General features: G+C 70.4%; 20 protein-coding genes. 9 read left to right on the top strand and 11 right to left on the bottom strand.

What is annotated here, in order from left to right; genetic code table 11:
• Positions 1-22 precede the first annotated feature (22 nt).
• Positions 23-838 (top strand): SAM-dependent methyltransferase, encoded by an 816-nt coding sequence (locus BJ998_RS35065; RefSeq protein WP_184867594.1) that lies wholly within the window; start codon positions 23-25, stop codon positions 836-838.
• A gap of 120 nt (positions 839-958) precedes the next feature.
• Here the strand turns inward: BJ998_RS35065 and BJ998_RS35060 are convergent, their stop codons facing one another.
• Genes BJ998_RS35060 through BJ998_RS35045 form a run of 4 tightly spaced genes read right to left on the bottom strand, consistent with a single transcriptional unit; the run spans position 959 to position 5,611 of the window.
• Positions 959-1,888 (bottom strand): NlpC/P60 family protein, encoded by a 930-nt coding sequence (locus tag BJ998_RS35060; RefSeq protein ID WP_221338222.1) that lies wholly within the window; start codon positions 1,886-1,888, stop codon positions 959-961.
• Between the two features lie 11 nt (positions 1,889-1,899).
• Positions 1,900-2,382 carry a poly-gamma-glutamate biosynthesis protein PgsC/CapC gene (locus tag BJ998_RS35055; RefSeq protein ID WP_184867593.1) on the bottom strand — a complete coding sequence of 161 codons (483 nt, stop codon included), beginning with the start codon at positions 2,380-2,382 and terminating at the stop codon, positions 1,900-1,902.
• Positions 2,379-3,554 carry a poly-gamma-glutamate synthase PgsB gene (gene pgsB / locus BJ998_RS35050; protein WP_184867592.1) on the bottom strand — a complete coding sequence of 392 codons (1,176 nt, stop codon included), beginning with the start codon at positions 3,552-3,554 and terminating at the stop codon, positions 2,379-2,381. Before pgsB ends, BJ998_RS35055 begins: the two co-directional genes overlap by 4 nt.
• An 8-nt stretch (positions 3,555-3,562) precedes the next feature.
• On the bottom strand, positions 3,563-5,611 hold the full coding sequence (locus tag BJ998_RS35045) for a HAMP domain-containing protein (RefSeq protein ID WP_246489820.1): 2,049 nt from the start codon (positions 5,609-5,611) through the stop codon (positions 3,563-3,565).
• 195 nt (positions 5,612-5,806) lie between these two features.
• Here BJ998_RS35045 and BJ998_RS35040 point away from each other — a divergent pair, with 195 nt between their 5' ends.
• Positions 5,807-6,703: a hypothetical protein gene (locus BJ998_RS35040; protein WP_184867590.1), complete on the top strand. Its 897-nt coding sequence runs from the start codon at positions 5,807-5,809 to the stop codon at positions 6,701-6,703.
• Between the two features lie 23 nt (positions 6,704-6,726).
• Here BJ998_RS35040 and BJ998_RS35035 read toward each other — a convergent pair whose 3' ends face one another.
• Positions 6,727-6,933 carry a hypothetical protein gene (locus BJ998_RS35035; RefSeq protein ID WP_184867589.1) on the bottom strand — a complete coding sequence of 69 codons (207 nt, stop codon included), beginning with the start codon at positions 6,931-6,933 and terminating at the stop codon, positions 6,727-6,729.
• 82 nt (positions 6,934-7,015) lie between these two features.
• On the opposite strand from BJ998_RS35035, the gene BJ998_RS48785 reads away from it, so the two are divergent.
• From BJ998_RS48785 to BJ998_RS35015, 4 genes are all read left to right on the top strand, one after another.
• Positions 7,016-7,507 carry a pyridoxamine 5'-phosphate oxidase family protein gene (locus tag BJ998_RS48785; RefSeq protein WP_184867588.1) on the top strand — a complete coding sequence of 164 codons (492 nt, stop codon included), beginning with the start codon at positions 7,016-7,018 and terminating at the stop codon, positions 7,505-7,507.
• A gap of 59 nt (positions 7,508-7,566) precedes the next feature.
• On the top strand, positions 7,567-8,154 hold the full coding sequence (locus tag BJ998_RS35025; protein WP_184867587.1) for a hypothetical protein: 588 nt from the start codon (positions 7,567-7,569) through the stop codon (positions 8,152-8,154).
• A gap of 129 nt (positions 8,155-8,283) precedes the next feature.
• Positions 8,284-11,307, top strand: coding sequence for an NACHT domain-containing protein (locus BJ998_RS35020; RefSeq protein WP_184867586.1), 3,024 nt, complete (start codon positions 8,284-8,286; stop codon positions 11,305-11,307).
• A gap of 144 nt (positions 11,308-11,451) precedes the next feature.
• Positions 11,452-13,623, top strand: coding sequence for a discoidin domain-containing protein (locus BJ998_RS35015; RefSeq protein ID WP_184867585.1), 2,172 nt, complete (start codon positions 11,452-11,454; stop codon positions 13,621-13,623).
• A gap of 40 nt (positions 13,624-13,663) precedes the next feature.
• On the opposite strand, the gene BJ998_RS35010 is transcribed toward BJ998_RS35015, so the two are convergent.
• From BJ998_RS35010 to BJ998_RS34995, 4 genes are all read right to left on the bottom strand, one after another.
• Positions 13,664-14,041: a VOC family protein gene (locus tag BJ998_RS35010; RefSeq protein ID WP_184867584.1), complete on the bottom strand. Its 378-nt coding sequence runs from the start codon at positions 14,039-14,041 to the stop codon at positions 13,664-13,666.
• Positions 14,042-14,070: 29 nt separating this feature from the next.
• A complete protein-coding gene (locus tag BJ998_RS35005) occupies positions 14,071-14,442 on the bottom strand; it encodes an SgcJ/EcaC family oxidoreductase (RefSeq protein ID WP_184867583.1) in 372 nt (123 codons plus the stop codon).
• Complete coding sequence (locus BJ998_RS35000) at positions 14,439-15,023, bottom strand: MPN domain-containing protein (protein WP_184867582.1); 585 nt, start codon at positions 15,021-15,023, stop codon at positions 14,439-14,441. Before BJ998_RS35000 ends, BJ998_RS35005 begins: the two co-directional genes overlap by 4 nt.
• 138 nt (positions 15,024-15,161) lie before the next feature.
• Positions 15,162-16,325, bottom strand: a complete 1,164-nt coding sequence (locus tag BJ998_RS34995) for a PucR family transcriptional regulator (RefSeq protein ID WP_184867581.1) — start codon at positions 16,323-16,325, stop codon at positions 15,162-15,164.
• 133 nt (positions 16,326-16,458) lie between these two features.
• Here BJ998_RS34995 and BJ998_RS34990 point away from each other — a divergent pair, with 133 nt between their 5' ends.
• Positions 16,459-17,640, top strand: a complete 1,182-nt coding sequence (locus tag BJ998_RS34990) for an alpha-hydroxy-acid oxidizing protein (RefSeq protein ID WP_184867580.1) — start codon at positions 16,459-16,461, stop codon at positions 17,638-17,640.
• Positions 17,641-17,685: 45 nt separating this feature from the next.
• On the opposite strand, the gene BJ998_RS34985 is transcribed toward BJ998_RS34990, so the two are convergent.
• Entirely contained in the window at positions 17,686-18,825 is a 1,140-nt protein-coding gene (locus BJ998_RS34985; protein WP_312890472.1) for a M48 family metallopeptidase, read from the bottom strand.
• A 65-nt stretch (positions 18,826-18,890) separates the two neighbouring features.
• On the opposite strand from BJ998_RS34985, the gene BJ998_RS34980 reads away from it, so the two are divergent.
• Positions 18,891-19,457: an LOG family protein gene (locus BJ998_RS34980; protein ID WP_184867579.1), complete on the top strand. Its 567-nt coding sequence runs from the start codon at positions 18,891-18,893 to the stop codon at positions 19,455-19,457.
• A 70-nt stretch (positions 19,458-19,527) separates the two neighbouring features.
• Positions 19,528-21,192: a hypothetical protein gene (locus BJ998_RS34975; protein ID WP_184867578.1), complete on the top strand. Its 1,665-nt coding sequence runs from the start codon at positions 19,528-19,530 to the stop codon at positions 21,190-21,192.
• 4 nt (positions 21,193-21,196) lie between these two features.
• On the opposite strand, the gene BJ998_RS34970 is transcribed toward BJ998_RS34975, so the two are convergent.
• A complete protein-coding gene (locus BJ998_RS34970) occupies positions 21,197-21,391 on the bottom strand; it encodes a PLD nuclease N-terminal domain-containing protein (protein ID WP_184867577.1) in 195 nt (64 codons plus the stop codon).
• Positions 21,392-21,501 lie beyond the last annotated feature (110 nt).

Raw genomic sequence — 21,501 nt, 5'->3', positions numbered from 1 at the left:
GCGGATGTTGGGGTGGGGCAGGATGCACGGGGACTTGAGCTGGGTGCCGCCGGAGGTCGACCCGACGGTGCCCCATCCGGCACGGGTGTACGACTACTGGCTGGACGGCGCGTCCAACTTCGCCGCCGACCGGGAGCTCGCCGAGAAGATCAACAAGATCATGCCGGGCGTGCGCGAGGCGGCCCGGTTCAACCGGGCGTTCCTGCGCCGGGCGGCGATCTTCATGGTGCGGGCCGGGATCCGGCAGTTCCTGGACGTCGGCTCGGGCCTGCCCACCGCCGGCAACCTGCACGAGATCGTGCAGCAGATCGACCCGTCCTGCCGCGTGGTGTACGTGGACCGGGACCCGATCGCCGTCGCCCACAGCGAGCTGCTGCTGCGCGGCAACGAGCGGGCCGCCGTCGTGCACGCCGACGCCCGCGACCGGGCGGCCGTTCACGAGTCGCCGGAGGCCGAGCGACTGCTGGACTTCTCCGAGCCGGTCGGGCTGTTCATGTTGCTGCTGCTGCACTTCATGCCGGACGCGTGGGATCCGGCCGGGATCGTCGCCGGCTACCGGGACGTGCTGCCGTCGGGCAGCTACCTCGCGATCTCGCACGTGGCCGCCGACGGCGAGGCCCGCAACCTCGGCGACGCGGTCAAGGTGTACGACCAGAACACCCACAACCAGCCGTTTCCCCGCACGCACGCCGAGGTGCTGCGCTTCTTCGACGGATTCGAGCTGGTGGAGCCGGGTCTGGTCGGCTGCCCGATGTGGCGGCCCGACGGCATGGGCGGCATCTCCGACGACCCCGGCATCAACTCCCTCCCCTACGCCGGCGTAGCCCGCAAACCCTAGACCCCGGCGAGTCACGCTCTGGGGCACCCCGAATGTAGGTTTCCGGCAGAACTGAGCCGCGGGTCTCAGTTCTGCCTGATTCTTACATTCGGTGTGCCTGAGAGCGTGACTCGCGGGGGTTCAGAGGCGGCGGATGCCCCAGAGGCCGGCGGCGTAGGGGCCGTCGTCGTCGAGGACGCTGCGGCCGCTGGAGTCGCCGAAGCTGGGGCCGTTCGGCGTGCCCCGGGAAGCGATGAACCGCTGCTGCCCGGCGTCGTCGACGCCGAGATAGATGCCGACGTGGTCGACGGCCCCCTTGCTGCCGTCGGTGCTGAACAGCAGCAGATCCCCCGGCTGGGCCAGGAAACGCGTCTGCGGTGAGCCGACGGCGTTGTCGGCGATGGCCGCGCCGAGCGGGGCCGTCGGCATCTCCTGCGGCGTGCGCGGCAGGCCGCCGGCGCCGATCGGGTAGCCCAGCCGGTAGCCGTAGACGAGCCGGACGTAGCCGGCGGAGTCCACGTCGCCGAAGCGGTCCTTCCTCGGTTTCACGCCCTTGTTGGTGATGCCGAGGAAGTCGCTGTAGTCGGCGTCGTCGGCGTAGTGCGCGAAGGTCACGTACTGGGTGGCCACCGCCAGCACGTCCGGGCTGCGGTCGGCGAGCGCCTCCCCCAGCCACGGCCGGAACCAGGACTCCTTCTCCGCGCCGGCCTTCCACGGCTGCGGCGCCAGTCGCACCCAGTTCGAGGTCGTGACGACGGCGCTGGTGCGCCGGGGGTCGGTGAAGGTCCTGCTCTGTCCACTGAGGACGGCCGTGCGAGCGCCGTCGGTGAACATCGCCACCAGGCGGGCGTTGTCGTCCATCACGGCGGTACGGGCCGGGCCGTCCAGGCGGACGAAGCTGTAGTGGGTGCTCGCCGGGTGGGCCTGCGCGATCGCGACGACCGCGCCGTTGTCCCGGGCCCTCGTCGGGGCGTCCTGCGCCTGCGCCAGGTGCACCACGGCGGCACCGGACGTCGCCAGCGTCGTCAGCAACACTGCTGCCCTGGTCAGTTTCCTGTGGTGTTGTTGCACGGCAAGAGCTCCTACGAGGTGGGGACCAGGCCGACCAGCACGCCGCTGGCCAGCACTCCGTACGAGGCGAGGGCGACCGACCCGGTGGCGAGCACGGTCACCGCGGGCGGCTGGCGGACCAGCTGGTACGCGATCAGGCCGGGGACGACGAAGCCCAGCGTCTCGTGCACGTACAGCAGCGGGTAGTGGTCCTGTATCAGCACGAAAACCGTGGCCTGCAACAGAACCCCGAGCAGCACCACCGCCGCGAACTGCCGTTTCCCGTACAGGATCACGACCTTGCTCAGGCCCAGCGTGGCCAGGTACGTCAGCACGGTGGTGAGCACCACCAGCGCGGCGCGGCGGTAGTCCTCGACGAGGGTCAGCGCCAGCCAGCCCGGGGTGATCATGCCGCCCGGGGACAGGTTCGTCGTCAGGTAGCACAGCAGGGAGAACAACAGCCCGATGGCCAGCCCGAGGGTGGCCACCTCCGGCGACAGCTCCTGGCTGATCATAACCGCTCCAGTGTTTCCAGTTGGGCGAGCAGCACTTCGCCCTGGCCGTGGATGTTGCCGATGGCCGCGAGCGAGGCGTGCCCGTCGATGCCGGCGACGAGCGCGTCCAGCAGCTCCGGGGCGCTGCGCCGGCCGCCGAGATCGACCACACGGGGCCGCCACGAGGTCGGGATCGCGGTCAGCGCGCTGCGGGTCGGCTCGCCGATCAGCAGCACGCGTTCCGGTTGCAGCCGGGGGATCAGCGCGCCCATCTGGCCGTTGCGCTCGATCCGGTCCGGCCGGCAGTTGATCACGATGTGCAGCGGGCGGCCGATCGCGCCGTGGTCGAGCAGGTGCTCGATGTTCATCACCGTCGACTCGGGATCGTTGGCGGCGAACACGTTCGCGAAGTTCAGCCGCTTGCCGTCGGCGGTGTACCGGTCCACCCGCAGCACGCCGGGATCAGGCGGCGCCGCCCACATGCCGGCCAGGGCATCGGCGCGGTCGATGTCGAGCAGCTCGGCGACCTTGAGCGCGATGGCGACGTTCTCCTTGAACGTGATCCAGTCGAACGCGGCCAGCTCCCGGTCGGACACGTCCTCCGGGTCGACGGCGATCAGCGTGCAGCGGCGCTTGTCCGCCTCCTCCTGGAGGATGTGCAGCCGGTCCTTCTCCGCCGTCACGCACACGCCGCCGACCGGCATCGACCGGCACAGCGACCGCGCGACGTCGTCCAGCGTCGGCCCCATCTCCGCGAGGTGGTCTTCGCGCACGTTGCACAGCACGCCGATGTCGGAGCGGATCAGCTTGGTCTGGTTGATCTCCTGCAGCGGGGGCGCGACCGCCATGCACTCCATCACCAGCACGTCCGGGTCGTAGCCGGCGGCCCGCCGCACGATGGCGATCTGCTCGACCACGTTGGCGATGTCGAACTTGCGGTGCACCGGCTCCTCGCGCGCGTCCGGGTGGATGAACCGCGCGGCGGTGCCGGTGGTCTTGGCCACCGTGACCAGTCCCCCGCCGCGCAGCGCGCCCGCGCACAGCCGGGTGATCGAGGACTTGCCGCGGATCCCGTTGACCAGCACGCGATGCGTGATCCGCGCCAGGTTTCTGTCGTGCCTGCGCTGTTCCACGATCCCGCACACCAGCAGCACCAGGCAGGACAGGGCATATACGGTGTAGAGGAAACGCATTCGTGCTCCTAGACCAGCAGGGGAACCGGGGCGGGCGTCGCGGTCCGCTGTCTGCGCACCTTGTCGAGGCACTGGCTGAGCGTGCCGATCTCGTTGAGCCGCTCCGGGTAGATCACGGTCTTCAGGTCGCCCTGGTGCACGCGGGCAGCGGCGTCCGCGAGCCGGCGCAGCGGCCGCACGAAGCACGAGTGGTACCAGCCCAGCAGCAGCAGTCCGGCGGCGCCGACGGCCAGCGCGGCGAACAACGCGTAGCGGCGAACAACGTTGTCCGGCAAGGGAAGCGTGGTCAGTGGCTGCTGCAGCACGACGGTCCAGCGCAGCGGGTCGGTGCTCGGCGAGCCGGTCACGGTGGCCGCGGCGACCACGTACCACTGGCCGTCGATCTGGTCGGTGCCCGGCCGGCCGACGCCGCCGAGGGCGTCCGTCACACTTTGTTTCAGGGCCTGGTCGGTCAGGGGATCGAAAGCCCGGTAGCCATCGGCGGAGGCGAGCGTGCGCAGGCCGGAGTCCACGAGCTTGCCGTTGCCGGCGCTGCGCCGCAGGATCGACGACAGTTTCGTCACGTCGAGCTCGCCGATCAGCACGTGCGTGTGGTCCGGCAGCGGGGTGTTGGCGTAGAGCACGGGGATCCGGCCGGCGGTGTTCTGTTGGTGCAGGCCGGATCCGGCCGGCGGTCGCTCGACGGTGCGCAGCGGCGTGCGGCCGGCGTCGACCTGCACCGTGCCGTCCGCATCCGTGACGTAGACGCTGCGGTAGCGCTTGTTCTGCGCGATCAGGTTGACCAGCGCCGGCTTCAGCGACCTGACGTCGTCCGTCGCGCGGGTGGCGAAAGTCCGGAGGTCGCTCAGGCTCGCGGACAACTGGTCACGCAGCGCGCCGGCCGTCACCTCGGCGAGGCCGCGCTCGCCCTGAACGACCAGGTCCGGCGCCGTTGGAACCGTCGTCGCCGCAACAACTCCGACCACGGCCGAGCAGACCAGCAGCGGCGCGACCGCGGCGACCACGAACGTGCGGGCGGAAATCCGGCCACGCCTGACCTGAACGATCTCGTTCCGCAGCGTCGCCGACACGACCGCGGCCTCGCGGAGCCGGTAGCTGCGGCGGCGGCGGCCGCCGAGCGCCTCGGCGCGCAGCCGGCGCAGCGGCAGCACGAAGCCGAATCCCAGCAGCATCAGGGCGGCCAGCACCGCGGCGGCCAGAATCGCTGTCATCCAGGCGGTTTCGACCGGAGTCCGCGCCGCGGCCTGCGCCGGGGCGGAGCCGACGAGCACCAGGTTGAGCCCGAGTGGCCGAGCGGGATCACCCGTCAGGATCGGGGCATAGACGGCAATCGGCGTGGTCCGGGCCCCGTCGACGACGGGCCCCTTGCCGGCGTCGCCGACCAGGCTGCCGACCCCTCCGGTCGCGTTTGTGCTGGCAGCGGTCACGAGCGGCTGGTACTGCGGGTCGAACTCGCCGCGGGATTTCACCACCTGGCCGTCGAATGTGGTCAGCAGCAACGCTTCCGCCGGCTGCCCGGACAACGTGGTCGCCGGGATTTTCAGGCCGGTGGTGACCAGAACCAGCCAGTCCGTGCCGGTCAGCGGGGCCGCGGTCAGCACGACCGTCGCGCCGGACTGATCACGCACCAGGGTGACCGTGATGCGGTCGAGGTCCTTGTTCGGCAACGACTCCACGGGCACCGGCTCGCCGGTGCCGGCCAGCAGGGTGCCGCTGGAGCGCTGGACCAGCGCCAGGCCGAGGGCCTGCGGGGTGCCGCGGGTGATCGCCGCCAGCGTGCCGGCCGGCGTCGGGTCGGGATGCACGGTGTACAGCGCACTTGCCGTGCTCAGGTCTCCCGCCACGTCACCTATCGAGTCGGCGGTGGCCCTCGCCAGGTCGTTGACGAGCAGTTCTTGCGACTGCGCGACGGCCGAGGCGCCACCGCCGGCGCCCGCGGCCGGTAGTTGGATCATGCACCAGGCCACGAGCAGGGCCAACGCGGCGCCGACCACCGCGAGCGGCGCTCGCAGCCCGCCCGGAAATCCGCTCTCCACCGGCTCGGGGCCGGCTGACATCGCCACCACGCGCGCTCTCCATGTTCAGGGTCCACAGAGGACGATCAAACGCGGCGGCGGGGGTGCAGCGTTCCACTCGTACTGTCTACTTCATTGCCTATTAGAGTATGATTCGAGTCACAAGGCAAGCACTATTCGTTACCGAACGACCGCGAGCGCCACCGCCGGGCAGCCCGAACCCACGGAGAATTCTTGGTGTCTGCACGGAATCTGCTGGTCACCGCCTTGGGCCTGACGTGCGTCGCGGTGCTGGCGGTGATCAACATCCCGGACCGGCTGCCGAAGCTCGACCTCGTCGAGCGTGCCTCACAGTTCGCCGGGGCACTGGAGGCGAATGCGCCCTACCGGCCGCCCACGGTCCGTGAGGGCGAGAACGCTTTGTCCGGCCTGATTCCGCTGCTCACCGGCGGAAAGGACACTCAGAGTGAGGTGAAAACGCTTACACCATTGGGTTTCACGGTGACCGAGGGCCGGGACGCCACCACCGACCGCCGCTTCGTGATGGCGGCCACCGAGCCCGGCGACGAGCGGGGCTGGGGCATGTACATCGCCGACTACGGTGCGACGCCCAAGCAGGTCATCGAGGTGCCGCACCCGAACTTCGATCTGGACACCGAACAGATCGGTGTCCAGTTGTACCGGGCGCTGCCCGGATCCGCCGTGCTCGTCGCGGGCGCGCATCGCCGGGCCGCCAACGGCCTCGCGGATGTGGCGCACAACGCGAACTCCCTGTTCAACCAGGTTGCGACCGCCTTGGCCCGCAAGGGCTTGCCGCAGGTGCAGCTGCACGGGTTCGACGACAAGAGCCTGCCCGGCACCGGCGTTGTCGTCTCCGGCGGCTCGACGCCGCACACGCAGTTGCACGTGCAGATCGCCGACCGGATCGAGGCCGACGGCACCGTGGTCTGCCGGGCGTGGCAGCAGAGCTGCGGCAACCTCGAGGGCACCACCAACGTGCAGGGACAGGCCGCCGACTCGATGGGCACGGTGTTCGCCCACATCGAGTCGGACGGCTCCATCCGTTCGGACCCGGTGTTGCGGGCCCGGTTGGTGGCGGCGCTGGCCGCCGCCCTCAGTTCGTCCGGCCCATAGCGCGGTGGTCAGCGTGGAGTCGCTCAGGACCGTGCCGGCCTTGATGCCGTGCCAGTCGGCGGGCAGGACCGTGCGGGAGCCCCGGTACTGGCCGGCGGCTCGGCCGTCTTGCCCATCCTGGCCAGCAGCTTCTCGCGGCCGGCGACGAAGGCGTCGTCGGACATCTCGGACAGTTCCGACATCGCCGCCTTGACCGCGTCGTCCTCGATGGGACTCAGGTTCTCACGCATCGCCGTCGCCCTCCTGTCCCCTGATTCGCGTGCGCAGGCCCAGGCCGGTGGCCGCCCGCGCGTTCGGCGTACCTTCGTACGGGTGACGACTTGGCAGGAGTTCACCGAGGTCGCACCCAAGATCGCCGCCGTCTTCACCCGGCGGCACGCCGCCACCGGCAGCCTGTGCTTCCTGGCCACGCTGCGGGCCGACGGCTCGCCCCGGATCTGCCCCATGGAGCCCCGGGTGTTCGAGGGGCAGCTGTGGATCGGCGGTATGCCCGGGACCGTCAAGTTCCGGGACCTGGCCCGGGACCCCCGGTTCTGCCTGCACACGGCCACCGTGGACTCACTCGTGTCCGACGGCGACGCCAAGCTGTGGGGCACCGTCCACGACGTGCAGGACCTCGCCCTGCACGCCCGCTTCACCGAGAACCTGTACCGGGAAACCGGCTTCGACCTGCGGGGCGAGCGGTTCAGCCCGTTCTACGCCGCCGACATCACCAGCGCCTCGGCGGTGGAGACGGGCGGTGGGCACATGGACGTCACCATCTGGAAGCCGGGTGCGGGGGAACGGGTGGTGCGCAAGCACTAGGCCGGCGGGGAACGGGCACCGCCGAAGGGCCGGCGCGGGGTGGCCGTTACCGTGGGCGAATGCCCAACGAGGACACCGCGCCCATTCCCGTTCAGACCACCGCGGCCCGGCCCGGCACCCGTGCCGTCGCGTTCCTGTTCGCCGCGGGCGTGCTGCTGATCGTCAGCACCTTCATGGACCTGGTGACGCTTCCTCAACCCGGCTCCGAGGAATCCCTGGCGTCGATCAACGGCTGGGGCCTCGACCTGGGCATCGGCCACACGATTCAGCAGTACGTCGGAGTGGTCGCACTGGTCGCCGGCGTCGCGCTGATCGTGGTCGCCGCGGCCTCGCTGATGCCCGGATTCGGCTGGACGCGCAACGCCTCGCTGGTCGCGGCGGGGCTGGGTGTCGGAGCGGGGCTGTTCCTCGGCGCCTCCGGCTACAGCACCGGCACGTTCCTGGCGGAGATCGCGGGCGTCTCCGGCCAGGCAGTGTCGCCGCACATCGGCCTGGGCATCTGGCTGGCGCTGCTCGGGGCGGCCTGCGCGCTGGCGGCCATCGCCTCGCCGGTACGCACGGAGACGGTCGCGGCGCCGCCGCCGGCCGAGGAGGAGCCGGTCGTGTACCGAGTGGATGAACCGGAGGGTGAATCCGAACGGGAGTGAGTGTCGAAAACGCGGGAGCGGCTTCGATACTGGGTCATGCAGGGAATACGAAGACGTCCGACAACCGGGCACTCCGCCGAACGGGCGAGTTGACGTCACGTCCCGGCGATCACGGCGATAAGCCAGCCCGTGGGACGAACCTCGAACCGGGCCCGTCTGGCGGCGGCGCTCGCCGGTGGCGTGCCCTCGGTGGTCGGGTTGCTGGAGGGCCGACCGGGACTCGCGTTCTGGCTGCTCGTGCTGTGTGAGGCCGCCGTCGCCGCGCTCGTCTACGCCGCCGACATCGTCGGCGACGTGGCCGCGAAGTGGAAAGAGCGCGCGGTGAAGGGCCTGGACCAGGCGGTGCTGCGCTGGCTGTCCGGCTTCGGCCGCAAATATCGGGACTTCATGTTGCCGCTGCTGCGGGCGTCGGAGGCGCAGGGGCCGGCCAACACCGGCTTCTACCAGCCCGACCTGGAGGAGATCTTCGTCGACGTCAGCCTCGAACCGCGGTCGCCGGACAAGGCGCAGGTGGGCCTGGTCGGCGACGACCACGTCGGCGGTGAGGAGCGGCGGCGGCTGTGGGAGTTCCTCGACCAGCCGCAGCCGCAGGTCCTGGCCGTGTTGGGCGCGCCGGGCAGCGGCAAGACGACACTGCTGCGGCAGACCGGCCGGGAGATCCTCAAGCAGCCCCGACGGCGTCGCCGCCGCGTGCCGATGCTGCTCTATCTACGCGACCACGTGGCGTCCATCGTGGCCAGTCCACGGATCAGCGTCGCCGCCTTGCTGCGGAGGGAGTTGGCTCGCTACGACATCGAGGACCCCGGCAACTGGTTCGAGCGGCGCCTGGCCGCCGGCAGCTGCGTCGTGCTGTTGGACGGCCTGGACGAGGTGGCGCGGCAGAAGGACCGGGAGACGGTCGCGGCCTGGGTGGAGCACCAGGTCCGGCAGTATCCCCGCAACGACTTCGTTGTCACGTCAAGGCCGCACGGCTACCGGACGGCCCGCGTCACCGGCACGATCGTGCTGCAGGTGTGCAACTTCAACGACAGCCAGGTGACGGAGTTCGTGCACCGCTGGTACGGCGCGCTGGAGCGGCGCATCACCGGCGCGGCGGACACCGCGCGGCAGCGTGCCGACAAGGCCGCCCGCGACCTGCTCGACCGCCTCGCACAGGCGCCGTCGCTGCACCAGTTGACGGTGAATCCCTTGCTGCTCACCATGATGGCCAACGTGCACCGGTATCGGGGCGTGCTGCCGGGCAGCCGCGCGGACCTGTACGGGGAGATCTGCGAGGTGATGCTGTGGCGCCGGCAGGAGACCAAGAAGCTGCCGGTCGAGCTGCGGGGTGACCGCAAGGAGGCGCTGCTGCGCGGGCTGGCCTACCGGATGATGGAGCAGCAGACCCGTGACGTGCCGAAAGACGTTGTCACGACCGCGATCCGCGCCGGACTGCGCCGGATGTCCCGTGAGGTCGGCGTCGAGGACTTCCTCGCCGACGTCAGCTCCAACGGGCTGCTGATCGAACGGGAGAGCGGCATCTATTCCTTTGCCCACCACACCTTCCAGGAGTACCTGGCCGCCTGTCACGTGCGCGACAAGCGGTTGGCGCACGTGCTCGCGGAGAAGGTGGACGACGTGTGGTGGCGGGAGACGACGCTGCTCTACGTGGCCGGCGCGGACGCGGACGGCATCGTGGCTGCCTGCCTGGAGTCGGCCAGCGTCACGGCGTTGTTGCTGGCCTTCGACAGTGCGGAGGAGGCCAGCGAGCTGGCGCCGGAACTGCGGGACCGGATCGACGGGCTGCTGGATTCGGCGTACGCACCGGACGCGCCCGCCGACCGCCGCCGGCTGATGGCGGGTGTGCTGGTGACCCGGCATCTGCGGCGCGTCGTCCGCACCGCGGGCGGCGCTCGGATCTGCCCGCAGCCGGTGACGAACGGACTGTACTGGCTGTACCAGAAGGAAACCGGCTGGCCCGACCCGGACCGGCAGGAGACCGAGCACGCCCGCGACGAGCCGGTGCGCGGCGTCCGCGGCACCGACGCGGTGGCGTTCACCAACTGGGTCAACAAGATCTCCGGCAGCCAGGCGTATCGGCTACCCGATGCCGACCAGCTCGCGGACCTGTCGCTGCCGCCGTGCGCGGTGTGGACCGGCACGGGCCAGGAGCTGTGGACCCGGCAGCGGAATCCGCACCAGGTCAGCGATTCCGTGCTGATGGCCGCTGTCGCCGACGACGTCGCCCGCTGGAACACCGCGCTGGCCCGGCTGCTGCTGGTGCACGCGTTGGTGGAGGCCAGGTTGTTGACGCTGCAACTGGAATACGTGCTGGACAACGTACGGGGCAAGGCACAGCGCCGGCACGTGCGCGGCATGGACCTCGATGTGGCCCTGTCCAAGGTTCGGCAGCGCAGCAAGGACCGGCCGCTGGCGATCGCGCGAGCGTTGGAGCGGGCGAAGGGCGTGTTCGGGGACGGTCGGCTGGACGAGGCGATCGACCTGACGCGCGACGTGGTGCAGGCGGTCGCCCTCGCACCGAAGGCCGAGCGGAAGCGGGCGCTGGACCTGGGCGCGGCGCTCGCCCGGAAACTCGTCGGCGAGCTGCCGCCCGTGCTGGCGAAGGTGTTCGCCCTGCCCAAGGCCCTGGACCAGACCGCGACGCCGCACCGGCCGATGGGCCGTGTGCTGGCGAATCTGTTCACCTGGCTGCTGTCCGGCTCCACCACGCCGGACAACTGGCCGGCCCGGTTCTGCGAGTGGTTGTGCGTGACCAGCCAGCTTCCCGACCCTCTTGTTCCGACGCCGGACCTGCTCGCGCCGACGGCGACCGCAGCGCGCAAGGAGGTGATCGCGCTGTACCACGCGGCCGCCGAGGACGACGAGGACGAGGAGCAGGACGTGGACTCGGGGCCGTCCGCGTGGGCGTGCGTGGCCGCGGTCGAGTTGGAGCGGGTGGCCGCGCCGGTGTTCGAGCGGTCCGCGCCGCTGGAACCCGACACAGTCACCGCGATCCGGCTGGCGGCGCTGTGCCTGGCCGGGGAGGTGACCGACCCACAGGAGGCGGCGCTGTGCCGGCGGTTCCGGGCGCTCGCTGCCGGCGTGACGCTGCTGCAACGCCGCTCGACCGGCCAGTGGCAGCCGACGGAGATGATCATCCTGGCCACCGCGTGAACGACTTGTCATTATCTTGCATCGACTCGTACGACTCTTGCGGCCAAGTGTCGGAATTCGTATAGTCCGCTGCACGTGGTCCGCACCCTGCCTCGCGGGCCAGGAAGCGAGCAGTCGATGAAGCCTGCCAACCCTGCATTTGGCATGCCCTTGTTGCTGGCCGCGACACTGATCGCCTCGGGCGCGGCCCTGCTGTCCGGGGCCGCTCCCGCCGCCGCGGCCACCTGTCCCACGACCGCCTCCGGCGGCGCATCAGTGCCGTTCCGCACCGTGGAGGCCGAGTGCTCGGCCACCAACGGCGCCGCCGTCGGCCCCGACTACAGCCAGGCCAGCATCGCGTCCGAGGCGTCCGGCCGGCAGGCCGTGCGCATCGGCCAGGGCCAGTACGTCGAGTTCACGCTGCCGGCCGCGGCGAACTCGATCAACGTCCACTACAACCTGCCCGACGGCAGCTCCGGCCGGCTCTCGGTGTACGTCAACGGAACCAAGCTCGGCAGCGGGCTGTCGGTGACGTCCCGGTACATGTACATCGACACCGGCTGGATCCCGGGCGCGAAGACGCACCACTTCTTCGACGACTCCCGGCTGCTGCTGGGCCAGAACCTCGGCGCCGGGGCCAAGGTCCGGGTGCAGGCCGACGGCGGCGACGTCGGCCAGGCCACCATCGACCTCGCCGACTTCGAGCAGGTCGGCGGCGCGGCGGCGCAGCCGGCGAACTCGCTGTCGGTGACCGACTACGGGGCCACCGCCAACGACTCGTCCGACGACACGCAGGCGTTCCGCAACGCCATCTCGGCGGCGAAGTCGCAGGGCAAGACCGTGTGGATCCCCAGCGGCCGGTTCGAGATCCCGTCCGCGCTGCAGGTCGACCAGGTGACCATCCGCGGCGCCGGCCCGTGGTACACCACGTTGCACGGCAACAACATCTTCAACAACGGCGGCGCGTCCGGCAACATCAAGCTCTACGACTTCGCGATCTTCGGCGACGTCACCGAGCGCAACGACGGCAGCCCGGACAACGGCTTCCACGGCGTGCTGGGCAACGGGTCCGTGGTGCAGAACCTGTGGATCCAGGACACCAAGTGCGGCCTGTGGCTGATGAACGGGGCGTCGAGCAACCTGACGATCGCCAACAACCGGATCATCGACACCATGGCCGACGGCGTCAACTTCGACGGCGCCGTCACGAACTCCACGCTCAGCAACAACTACCTGCGCAACAACGGCGACGACGGCCTGGCGCTGTGGTCCAACGGGCAGGCCGACTCCGGCAACTCGCTGACCAACAACACCGTCGTGCAGCCCAACCTGGCCAACGGCATCGCGCTGTACGGCGGTTCCGACAACAGCATCAGCGGCAACCTCGTGCAGGACACCAACGCTCTCGGCGGTGGCATCCTGGTGGCCAACCGGTTCAACAGCGTTCCGCTGGGTGGCACGATCACCGTGTCCAACAACGCCACGCTGCGCGCCGGGGCGCTGGATCCCAACTGGCAGTTCGGGGTCGGCGCGCTCTGGTTCGACGCCCGCGACCAGGCGATCACCGGCGTGACCATCAACGTCACCAACTTCAAGGCGATCGACAGCCCGTACGAGGCGATCCAGTTCATCGACGGCAACGGCGCCGGCAAGACGATCCAGGGCATCACCATCAACGGCGCGACCGTGCAGGGCGTGGGCACCTTCGTCCTGCAGTCGCAGACCCAAGGCACGGTGTCGGTCAGCAACGTCACCGCCAGCCGCGTCGGCGTGGTCGGCACGTACAACTGCCCGTACCCGTCGTCCATCCCGAAGATGACGTTCAACGGCTCCGGCAACAGCGGCTACAGCGGCACCTGGGGCGACTGCGCGACGTGGCCGCCGCCGAACTCCGGCCCGCCCGCGCCGCCGTCGTCCGGCACGAACCTGGCTCGCGGCAAGGCGATCTCGGCCAGCGGCTCGCAGGGCGGCTTCCCGCCGGGCAACGCCAACGACGGCAACGCCGACAGCTACTGGGAGAGCACCAACAACGCCTTCCCGCAGTCGCTGACCGTCGACCTCGGCCAGGGCTACGCGATCAACAAGGTGGTGCTGAAGCTGCCGCCGTCCTCGGCGTGGGGCGCCCGCACACAGACGCTGACCATCCAGGGCAGCAACGACGGCAACTCGTGGTCCACACTCGTCGGATCACGCGGCTACACCTTCGATCCGGCGTCCGGCAACACCGCCTCGGTGTCGTTCGGCACGACCACGCAGCGGTTCGTGCGGCTCACCTTCACCGGCAACACGGGCTGGCCCGCCGGGCAGGTGTCCGAGTTCGAGGTGGACATGGCGTGATCTCGTCGGCGGGGGCCGCCTTCCGGCGGCCCCCGTTCGGCTATTCCTGTTCGCCGGGAGGAAGATAGCCGTGCCCGGACAGGTCGAACCAGTTGCCCTCCGGGTCGATGGCCCGGTACTCGGCGAACGGCCGGGTGGTGTGGCGGACCGCCGGTTCGGGCAGCCCGGCCTCGACCAGGCTCGCCATCGACCCCTCGACGTCGTCGACGTGGAAGCCGAAGTGGTTGAAGCCGGTCGGCACGTCGCCGTCCAGGGCCTGCTGGATGATGGCCAGGTTGATGTAGCCGTCGGTGAGGAACTGGCTGCCGTCGGGGTCGGTGTGGAAGATCCGCATGCCGAACTGGTCCCGGTAGAAGTGGGCGAGCTTGACCGCGTCCCGGGCGGTGAACGCGAGATGGCGGAGCTTGGCGGTGGGCATCGGTACTCCTGCGTTGATCAACTTCGGATCTAGCTTGCGGGAACCATGTTGTGGAAGGCCGTGATCAGCCACTCGCCGTCGCGGCGCTCGACGACGGCCTGGGCGTGCGTGCCCGTCGCCTTGCCGTCGGAACTGTGCACAGTGGACGCCACGTGCACGACGGCGGCGTCGTCGGTGATGAACCGGATGCTGTGCACGTCGGCGGTGAGCTTCGTGTCGCGGTAGCGGGTCTGGAACAGGTTCTGATGACCGGCCGCGACGGTCGCCCGGCCGTGCTGCTCCTCGCCGCGCACGTTGACGAACTCGGTGTCCGGCGCGAAAACGCTGGCGAACCGCTCGCCGGAGCCGGCGGCCCAGCCCTCGGCCATGCGCTCCCAGAGCGCCTTGATCTCCGCGCTCACGCCGCCACCACCTTCACGCCGGTGCGCAGCGGCAGCGGCGCGCCACCCGGGTCCCACGCCTCGACGTTGTAGCTGGTCAGGCCGCCGACCTGCTCGAGGTAGCAGATGACGTTGACGGGCCAGCCGGTCGCGGCGAACACGTGCTCGTCCATCGCCGTCGGCCGGGACGACAGCGTGCAGGCGCGTTCCGCCGGCACCCGCGTGATGCGGTGCCAGTCCGGATGCATGTGGATCGAGCCGAGGATGTCCAGACCGCTCCGCTCGGCCTCGCGGTTGATGCGGAGCAGGTCGGCGGGATCCAGCCAGTAGCCGCGATCGGCGTTCTCGTAGGCGCTGCCGAACTTCGGCACGATGGTCGTGGCGAACTCCTCGATCGCGGCGCACGAGGTGGTGCGGGCGTTGGCGCCGAAGGCGAGGCGGCGCACGTGGATGGTCGCCGGCGCGGACTCCCCCAGCAGCACGGCGAAACAGGGCAGCGGGTGGTCGGGCGTGAGTGTCTCGTACACCGGCAGGGCGGTGTCCAGGAAGTGCTCGACCACCTCGGGACAGACCACCACGGCAGGGGTGTGATGACTGGGCATGCGGACGTTTCTCTCCTACGGGACCGGGGTCGCTCCGAGGATGCCGCATGTTCGCCGCGTATTACTTCAAAGTTCGGTCAGAAATGTTCGTAACCAAACGACCGGGACCAAACGATTGACGGTTGACACCCCGCTTGATCACGCGTTCGGCGTAACCGATGCCATCCGCCGGACCGCGACGGCGGCCCGCAGCATCGGCAGGTCCGCCGGCCGGGTGGGATCCAGGCCGGTGAGGCGGCCGATCCGGCGCAGGCGGTTGTCCACAGTGTTGGCGTGCACGCCCAGGGCCGCCGCGGTGGCGTTGCGGCGCAGACCGGCGTCCAGGTAGGCGTCGAGCGTGCGCAGCAGGTCCTCGTCCACCGGGTCGAGCAGGGCCGCCAGGCGTGCCGTGGCCTCCGACGGCCGGGTCAGCTGGTATTCGAGCAGCACGTCGGCGAGCCGGTAGATGCCCGGCTCGCGGCGGGTTTTCGTCGCCACCTCAAGGACTTCCCGGGCCAGCCGCACCGCGTTCGGCACCGCCGCCGGCGTCGCCGGCTCCATCGCGACGGTGATCGTCGTGCCGGCGGCCTTCGTCAGCCGGGCGTGCAGGCGGCCGTCGCCGGCGGTCGGCAGCAGCGCGATGCCGCCGGTCGGGGACAACGCGGTCAGCACGTCGTCGCGGCCGAGGCGTTCCAGCTCCAGCCTGATCCGGCGCACCTTCCGCCGGCCCGCCATCACGTGATCGACGCCCTCCTGGAGCTCGTCCGGATGCGGGTTGATCGCCAGCGCCGCGACGACGTACTGATCGGGCAGCTTGATCCCGGCGCGGAAGGCCGCGTCCGTGGCGTCGCCGCCCTCGGTGAGCGCCGCGAGCAGGGCGCCCCTGGCCGCCTGCGTCTCCCCCACCGTGCTCTCCCGGTGTTCCAGGAAGCCCGACGCGATCGCCTGGTGCACAACGTGCTGGAAGGTCAGCACCGCCCCGAAGAAGTCGATCAAGTCGTTCGCGGCGGCGTTTTCCAGCTCCGGCCGCAGATGCGTGACGCTCTCCTGCAGGCCGAGCAGGTAGGCGTCGAGGATGGCCTGCATCGGGATGCCCTCCTCGCCGCGGGCGATCGCCGACTCGCGGGCCTGGTGGACCAGCTCCGGGGCGGGGACGCCCTTGTCGGGCAGCGACTCGACGAAGCCGCGCAGCGCCCGCTCCGTCATCGGGCGGACATCGCTGGTCAGCGCCTCCACCGGCATCGAGCCGTAGCTGGGCAGCCGCTCCACCAGGCGGGCCAGCACCCGGTCGACCAGCGCCGGCACGTGCGCGTCCGCCAGCATCGTTGCCCCGCTTTCCCCTCGCCCGGTTGTGACCCGTCACAACCATCATGCCGGCGAGCTGGGTGGATTCGCAGTACTCTGCCGGCCTGATCCGGCGGAGGATTGTGACAGACACCAACCGGGAGGGAAATCGATGGCCTTCGGCGACTTCCAGTACGAGATCTACTTCGGCGGGCTGCGGGGCATCGCGCCGTCCCTGCCGATGGTCTTCGGCGAACTGGAGGCGCGGGCCGCCCAGGCGCTGCCGCCGTCCCTGCTGTCCTACGTGGCCGGTGGCGCCGGTGACGAGCACACCCAGCGCTCCAACGCGACGGCGTTCCAGCAGTGGGGCCTGATGCCGCGGATGTTCGTCGGCGCCAAGGACCGCGACCTGTCCGTCTCCATGTTCGGTTTGACGCTGCCGTCCCCGCTGTTCATGGCGCCCATCGGCGTGCTCGGGCTGTGCGCCCAGGACGGCCACGGCGACCTTGCCGCCGCCGACGCCGCCGCTCGCACCGGCGTCCCGCTCGTGCTGTCCACCCTCACCGAGGATCCGCTGGAGGACGTCGCTCCCCGACTCGGCGACACCCCCGGCTTCTTCCAGCTCTACACACCCAGCGATCGTGAGCTCGCCGAGAGCCTCGTGCACCGGGCCGAGGCCGCCGGGTTCAAGGCCGTCATCGTCACGCTCGACACGTGGATTCCCGGTTGGCGGCCTCGGGACCTTTCCACCGGCAACTTCCCCCAGCTGCGCGGGCGGTGTCTCGCCAACTACACCTCCGACCCCGTCTTCCGGGCGCGGCTCGGCCAGGACCCCGCCGCGGACGTCACGGCCACCGTCGGCCTGTGGGCCCAGCTCTTCGGCAACCCCCTGACCTGGGACGACCTCCCGTGGCTGCGGTCCATCACCTCGCTGCCCCTGATCGTCAAGGGCATCCAGCACCCCGACGACGCCCGCCGGGCCCGGGACGGCGGCATCGACGGCATCTACTGCTCCAACCACGGCGGCCGCCAGGCCAATGGCGGCATCCCCGCCCTCGACTGCCTTCCGGGCGTGGTCGCCGCCGCCGACGGTCTTCCCGTGCTGTTCGACTCCGGCGTCCGCTCCGGCACCGATGTCGTGAAGGCTCTCGCCCTCGGCGCCACCGCCGTCGGCGTCGGCCGGCCGTACGTCTACGGCATGGCCCTCGGCGGCGCCGACGGCGTCGTGCACGTGCTCCGGTCCATGCTGGCGGAGGCGGATTTGTTGATGGCCGTCGACGGCTACCCGACGCTGGCCGACCTTGGCCCCGACGCGCTCCGGCGAGTCACGCCCAGCGTCACACCGAATGCGTGAAACAGGTTCACGTGCTGGAGGTGGTGTGGGCGTGGGTGTTCCTGGTCAGTCCTTCGGGGTGCCGTTGGTGGCCGGCGGCTCATCGGCGGGCGGCTCCTCCGACGAGGCCGGTGACTCGTCGGCGGGTGGCTCCCCCGACGCGGTCGGCGGCTCGGGCCGCGTGGTGAACCTCGACCACACCTTGCCGGCGGCGTCGGAGATCACGCCGCCGACCTCGTTGAGCACCTTGGCCAGCGGATCCGTGGTCTCCACGAACGCGTCCCGGTAGGAACGGGCCGCCGACTTCACGTCCTCGGTCCACTGGTTCTGCGGGTCGTCGCTGCGCTCCGGGTAGGTGCCGCCGAGGATCTCCCGATACCCCTCGCTCGCGGCCCACTTCTGCAGCTCGGCGGCCCGAACCACGGCCAGCGGGTGGCTCAGGTCGATCACGTTCATCAGCTTGAGCACGCTGTCGCGGACATCGCCCTCGGCCTCGTACTCCCGGGCCTGCGCCAGGAACGCCTCGGTGTCCACTTCGGACGGATCGACGGCGCCGGCGAGCAGCACGTGGGTGCGCAGCGCGGTCGTCGGCTCCTGCACGCACAGCAGGCCGGCGCGGTCGGCGGACAGCTCGGCCTTGCGGTACCACTCCTTGAGCGCGGCGATGATCGCCCGCAGGCCCCAGTAGCCGACCGGCATCCACGACATGCTGGTGAGCAGCCGGAGCAGGCGCTCCAGCATGGTCCGGTACAGCGCGTGACCGGACAGCGCGTGCCCGACCTCGTGGCCGATGGCGAACCGCAGCCCCTCGGTGTCCAGCGCCTCCACCAGGCCGGTGGTGATGACGATGAACGGCTGGTCGAGGCCGATCGTCATGGCGTTGGGCACGGGATTGCGCGTGACGTAGAGCTCCGGCGCCGGGTCGACGTCCAGGATCTCGGCGCACTCGTTGCGGATCTTGTCCAGCGCCGGGTACTGGCGCGGGCCGACGCGGATCGACGACGCCCGCGACCACAGCCGCTCACTGCGCTCCCCGAACGCGCCGTTGACCGCGCGCAGCACCTGGGGGAAGCCCGGCACCGAACGCAGCGTGGTCAGTGCGCCGCGGTCCGCCGGGTGTTCGTACGCCCGCGGGCTGATGCCCGGGAACCGCACCCGACCCTCGCTGAGGGTCACACCACCGGTCGAGTCGTCCGCAGAAGTCACTCCTCCACAGTAACCACGGTCGGCGGCGGGCGTGGCCGAATCGGGTGATCGTTAGGATCGGGGCCATGCGGATATGCGTGTTCTGCGGCTCCTCCACCGGCGGCGACGGGTACCTGGAGGCCGCCCGGGCAGTCGGCCGGACGCTGGCGGAGCGCGGCATCGGCGTGGTGTACGGCGGCGCGAAGGTCGGCACCATGGGCGCGGTCGCCGACGGCGCGCTGGCCGCGGGCGGCGAGGTCATCGGCGTGATCCCGGAGAGCCTCGTCACCTGGGAGGTCGCCCACGACGGCCTCACCGAGCAGCACATCGTGGACGGCCTGCACGCCCGCAAGGCGCTGATGGCCGAGCTGTCCGACGCCTTCATCGCGCTGCCGGGCGGCGTCGGCACGATGGAGGAGCTGTTCGAGGTGTGGACCTGGGCGCAGCTCGGCCTGCACACGAAGCCGGTCGGTCTGCTCGACGTGAACGGCTTCTACGAGCACCTGCTGCGGTTCACCGACACCATGGTCGAGCAGGGTTTCCTGCGCAAGCCGTACCGGGAGATGCTGCTCGTCGACGCCGACCTGCCCGCGCTGCTGGACCGGATCGCCGAGTACCAGCCGCCGACCTACAAGTGGTCGGAGAAGGGCTGAGCGAACCGGGTGACATGAGGTAATTCGGCGGCCGGTGGCTGCGACAATCGGTGGCGGGAGGTGCGTCACCATGAACACCCCTGAGCTCCCGCTGGCCGCCGTCCGCCCCTACTTCTCCGTTGTCGTTCTCGAGGGCGAGGATTTCGCCGCCCTCACCGACTTCCTGCTGACCTCCGGCCGCGGCGACATCGTCGCCCGGCACGAGACCGCGGACCTGCTGGCGTTCGTGCGCCGTCGGGAGGATCCGCCGACCTGGGCCGGCACCGATGCCGGCTTCGTCGACGTCACCCACCAACTCACGATCGTGTTGCGGCGTGGCGGTTTTATCGTCGTCTGCACGGACAAGCCCAGTCAGGAACGGCTGCAGACCTGGCTGGACCGCCAGTCGTCGCTGCGCCGCTACCCGTCCGAGGTGCTGGAGAGCGCGCTGATCCGGGGCGAGGTGAAGAACCTGTGGTTACGGGGAATTCACCGGCGCTCCAGCGTGAAGGCCGACGGCAAGGTGCTCAGCGGCAGCAGCGTCGAGCAGACGCTCAGCCCGCACGAGGACGGTTCCTATGTCGCCGGCTCGGCTCGAGCCGCATTGCCGTTGCGGCCGGATCTCTTACTGCTCAAGGGAAACGCCGGGACAACACCGCGTAACGCCCTGGTGTGGTTGAGCACTCGCGCCGACTTCGACACGTTCACCGCGATGGCGGCCGAGCTGCTCGACCTGCTCGAGGACGCACGCGCCCGGGGCGCCGAGCGGCCCGATTTCCTCGCCATGCTGGCCAGTCCGGCCGACATCGCCGAGGTGCGCGACGCCTTCGAGGTCATCGTCGAGGATCCCGACACCCTGCCGCCGGGTTCGCTCAGCGACGAGCTCCGCGACCTCGCACTGTCCGTGCGGGACGATCCTCCCTCCGTCACCTCCCTACCCGACTCCGCCGGATTCGTTCTCAACGGCACCGTCGAGGTCACTCCCGAGTTCGTCGGCGACAAGGTCCGGCTCGACGGCGACTCCCCCATCCTGGAGACCGACCTGCTCACGGTGTACTACCAGTCCGGCCACTCCTACAGCCGCGGCCGCTTCTGGCAGGCCCGTGCCCCCGAGTACCCCTTTCGCAACTGGCGGTTCGAGGACTTCCACGGCTGGGACATCCGCCGCGAGAAGCCCCGGGCCAACTCGCCCCAGCAGATCCACGACGCCATCGGCAGCGACAACTCACTGTTCGACTGGGTCGCCCAGCACTACGCGCACGGTTGGCTGGTCTGCGACGACGGTCCCGGCGAGGTCGCCGACTTCCTGCACATCGACGCCGCCCGCACGCTGAGCCTGATCCACGTCAAGGCCGCCAAGAGCCACTCCCGCGACCGGGACGTCTCCGCCGCCGCGTACGAGGTCGTGGTCAGCCAGGCCGTCAAGAACCTCATCTACGTCAGTCGTGGCCACCTCCGTCCGCAGCTCTCCCGGCCGCCCGTCCGGCGACCTGCCTCCTGGATCGACGGCCGGCGCGTCCGCGGCCGCCGCGAGTTCCTCCGCCAGCTCGACGCCCGCATCGCCACCGACGACCTGCGGGTGGTCATCCTGCAGCCGCACGTCAGCCAGCGCACCTACGACGCCCTGCGTGGGGCCGCCGGTCGTGGCTCCCCCGAGCTCATGCGCCTCTACCTGCTGGAGTCCATGCTCAACTCCGCCCGCCAGTCCGCCACCGGGCAGGGCGCCGACCTGGAGGTCATCGCGAGCAAGGAGTGACCGGTCAGGCCGATGCCCGGCGCACGGTCCGCCGGCCGAACACCAGCCACGCCACCGCGCCGACGACCGGCAGCACCAGGATGCCGAGCACCCAGCCGACACGTGTGGAACCGTCCATGTCCAGCCGCAGCACGTCGACGAGCGCGACGACGTACAGGACGAACATGGGTAGGACGATCGCAAGGTGAGTGAAGGTCATGTCGCTCAGCTCCTTCGTCTGATGAGGACGGTGCCAGCATCGCGCGCCGGCGGGCGAAGGGCAGTAGTGCGGATGCCCGTCTTTGGGGTGGTGCTAGGTACAGGTGCGGG

The organism is Kutzneria kofuensis, from assembly GCF_014203355.1.
Taxonomy (GTDB): domain Bacteria; phylum Actinomycetota; class Actinomycetes; order Mycobacteriales; family Pseudonocardiaceae; genus Kutzneria; species Kutzneria kofuensis.
This window is presented reverse-complemented; position numbering and strand designations above follow the sequence as displayed.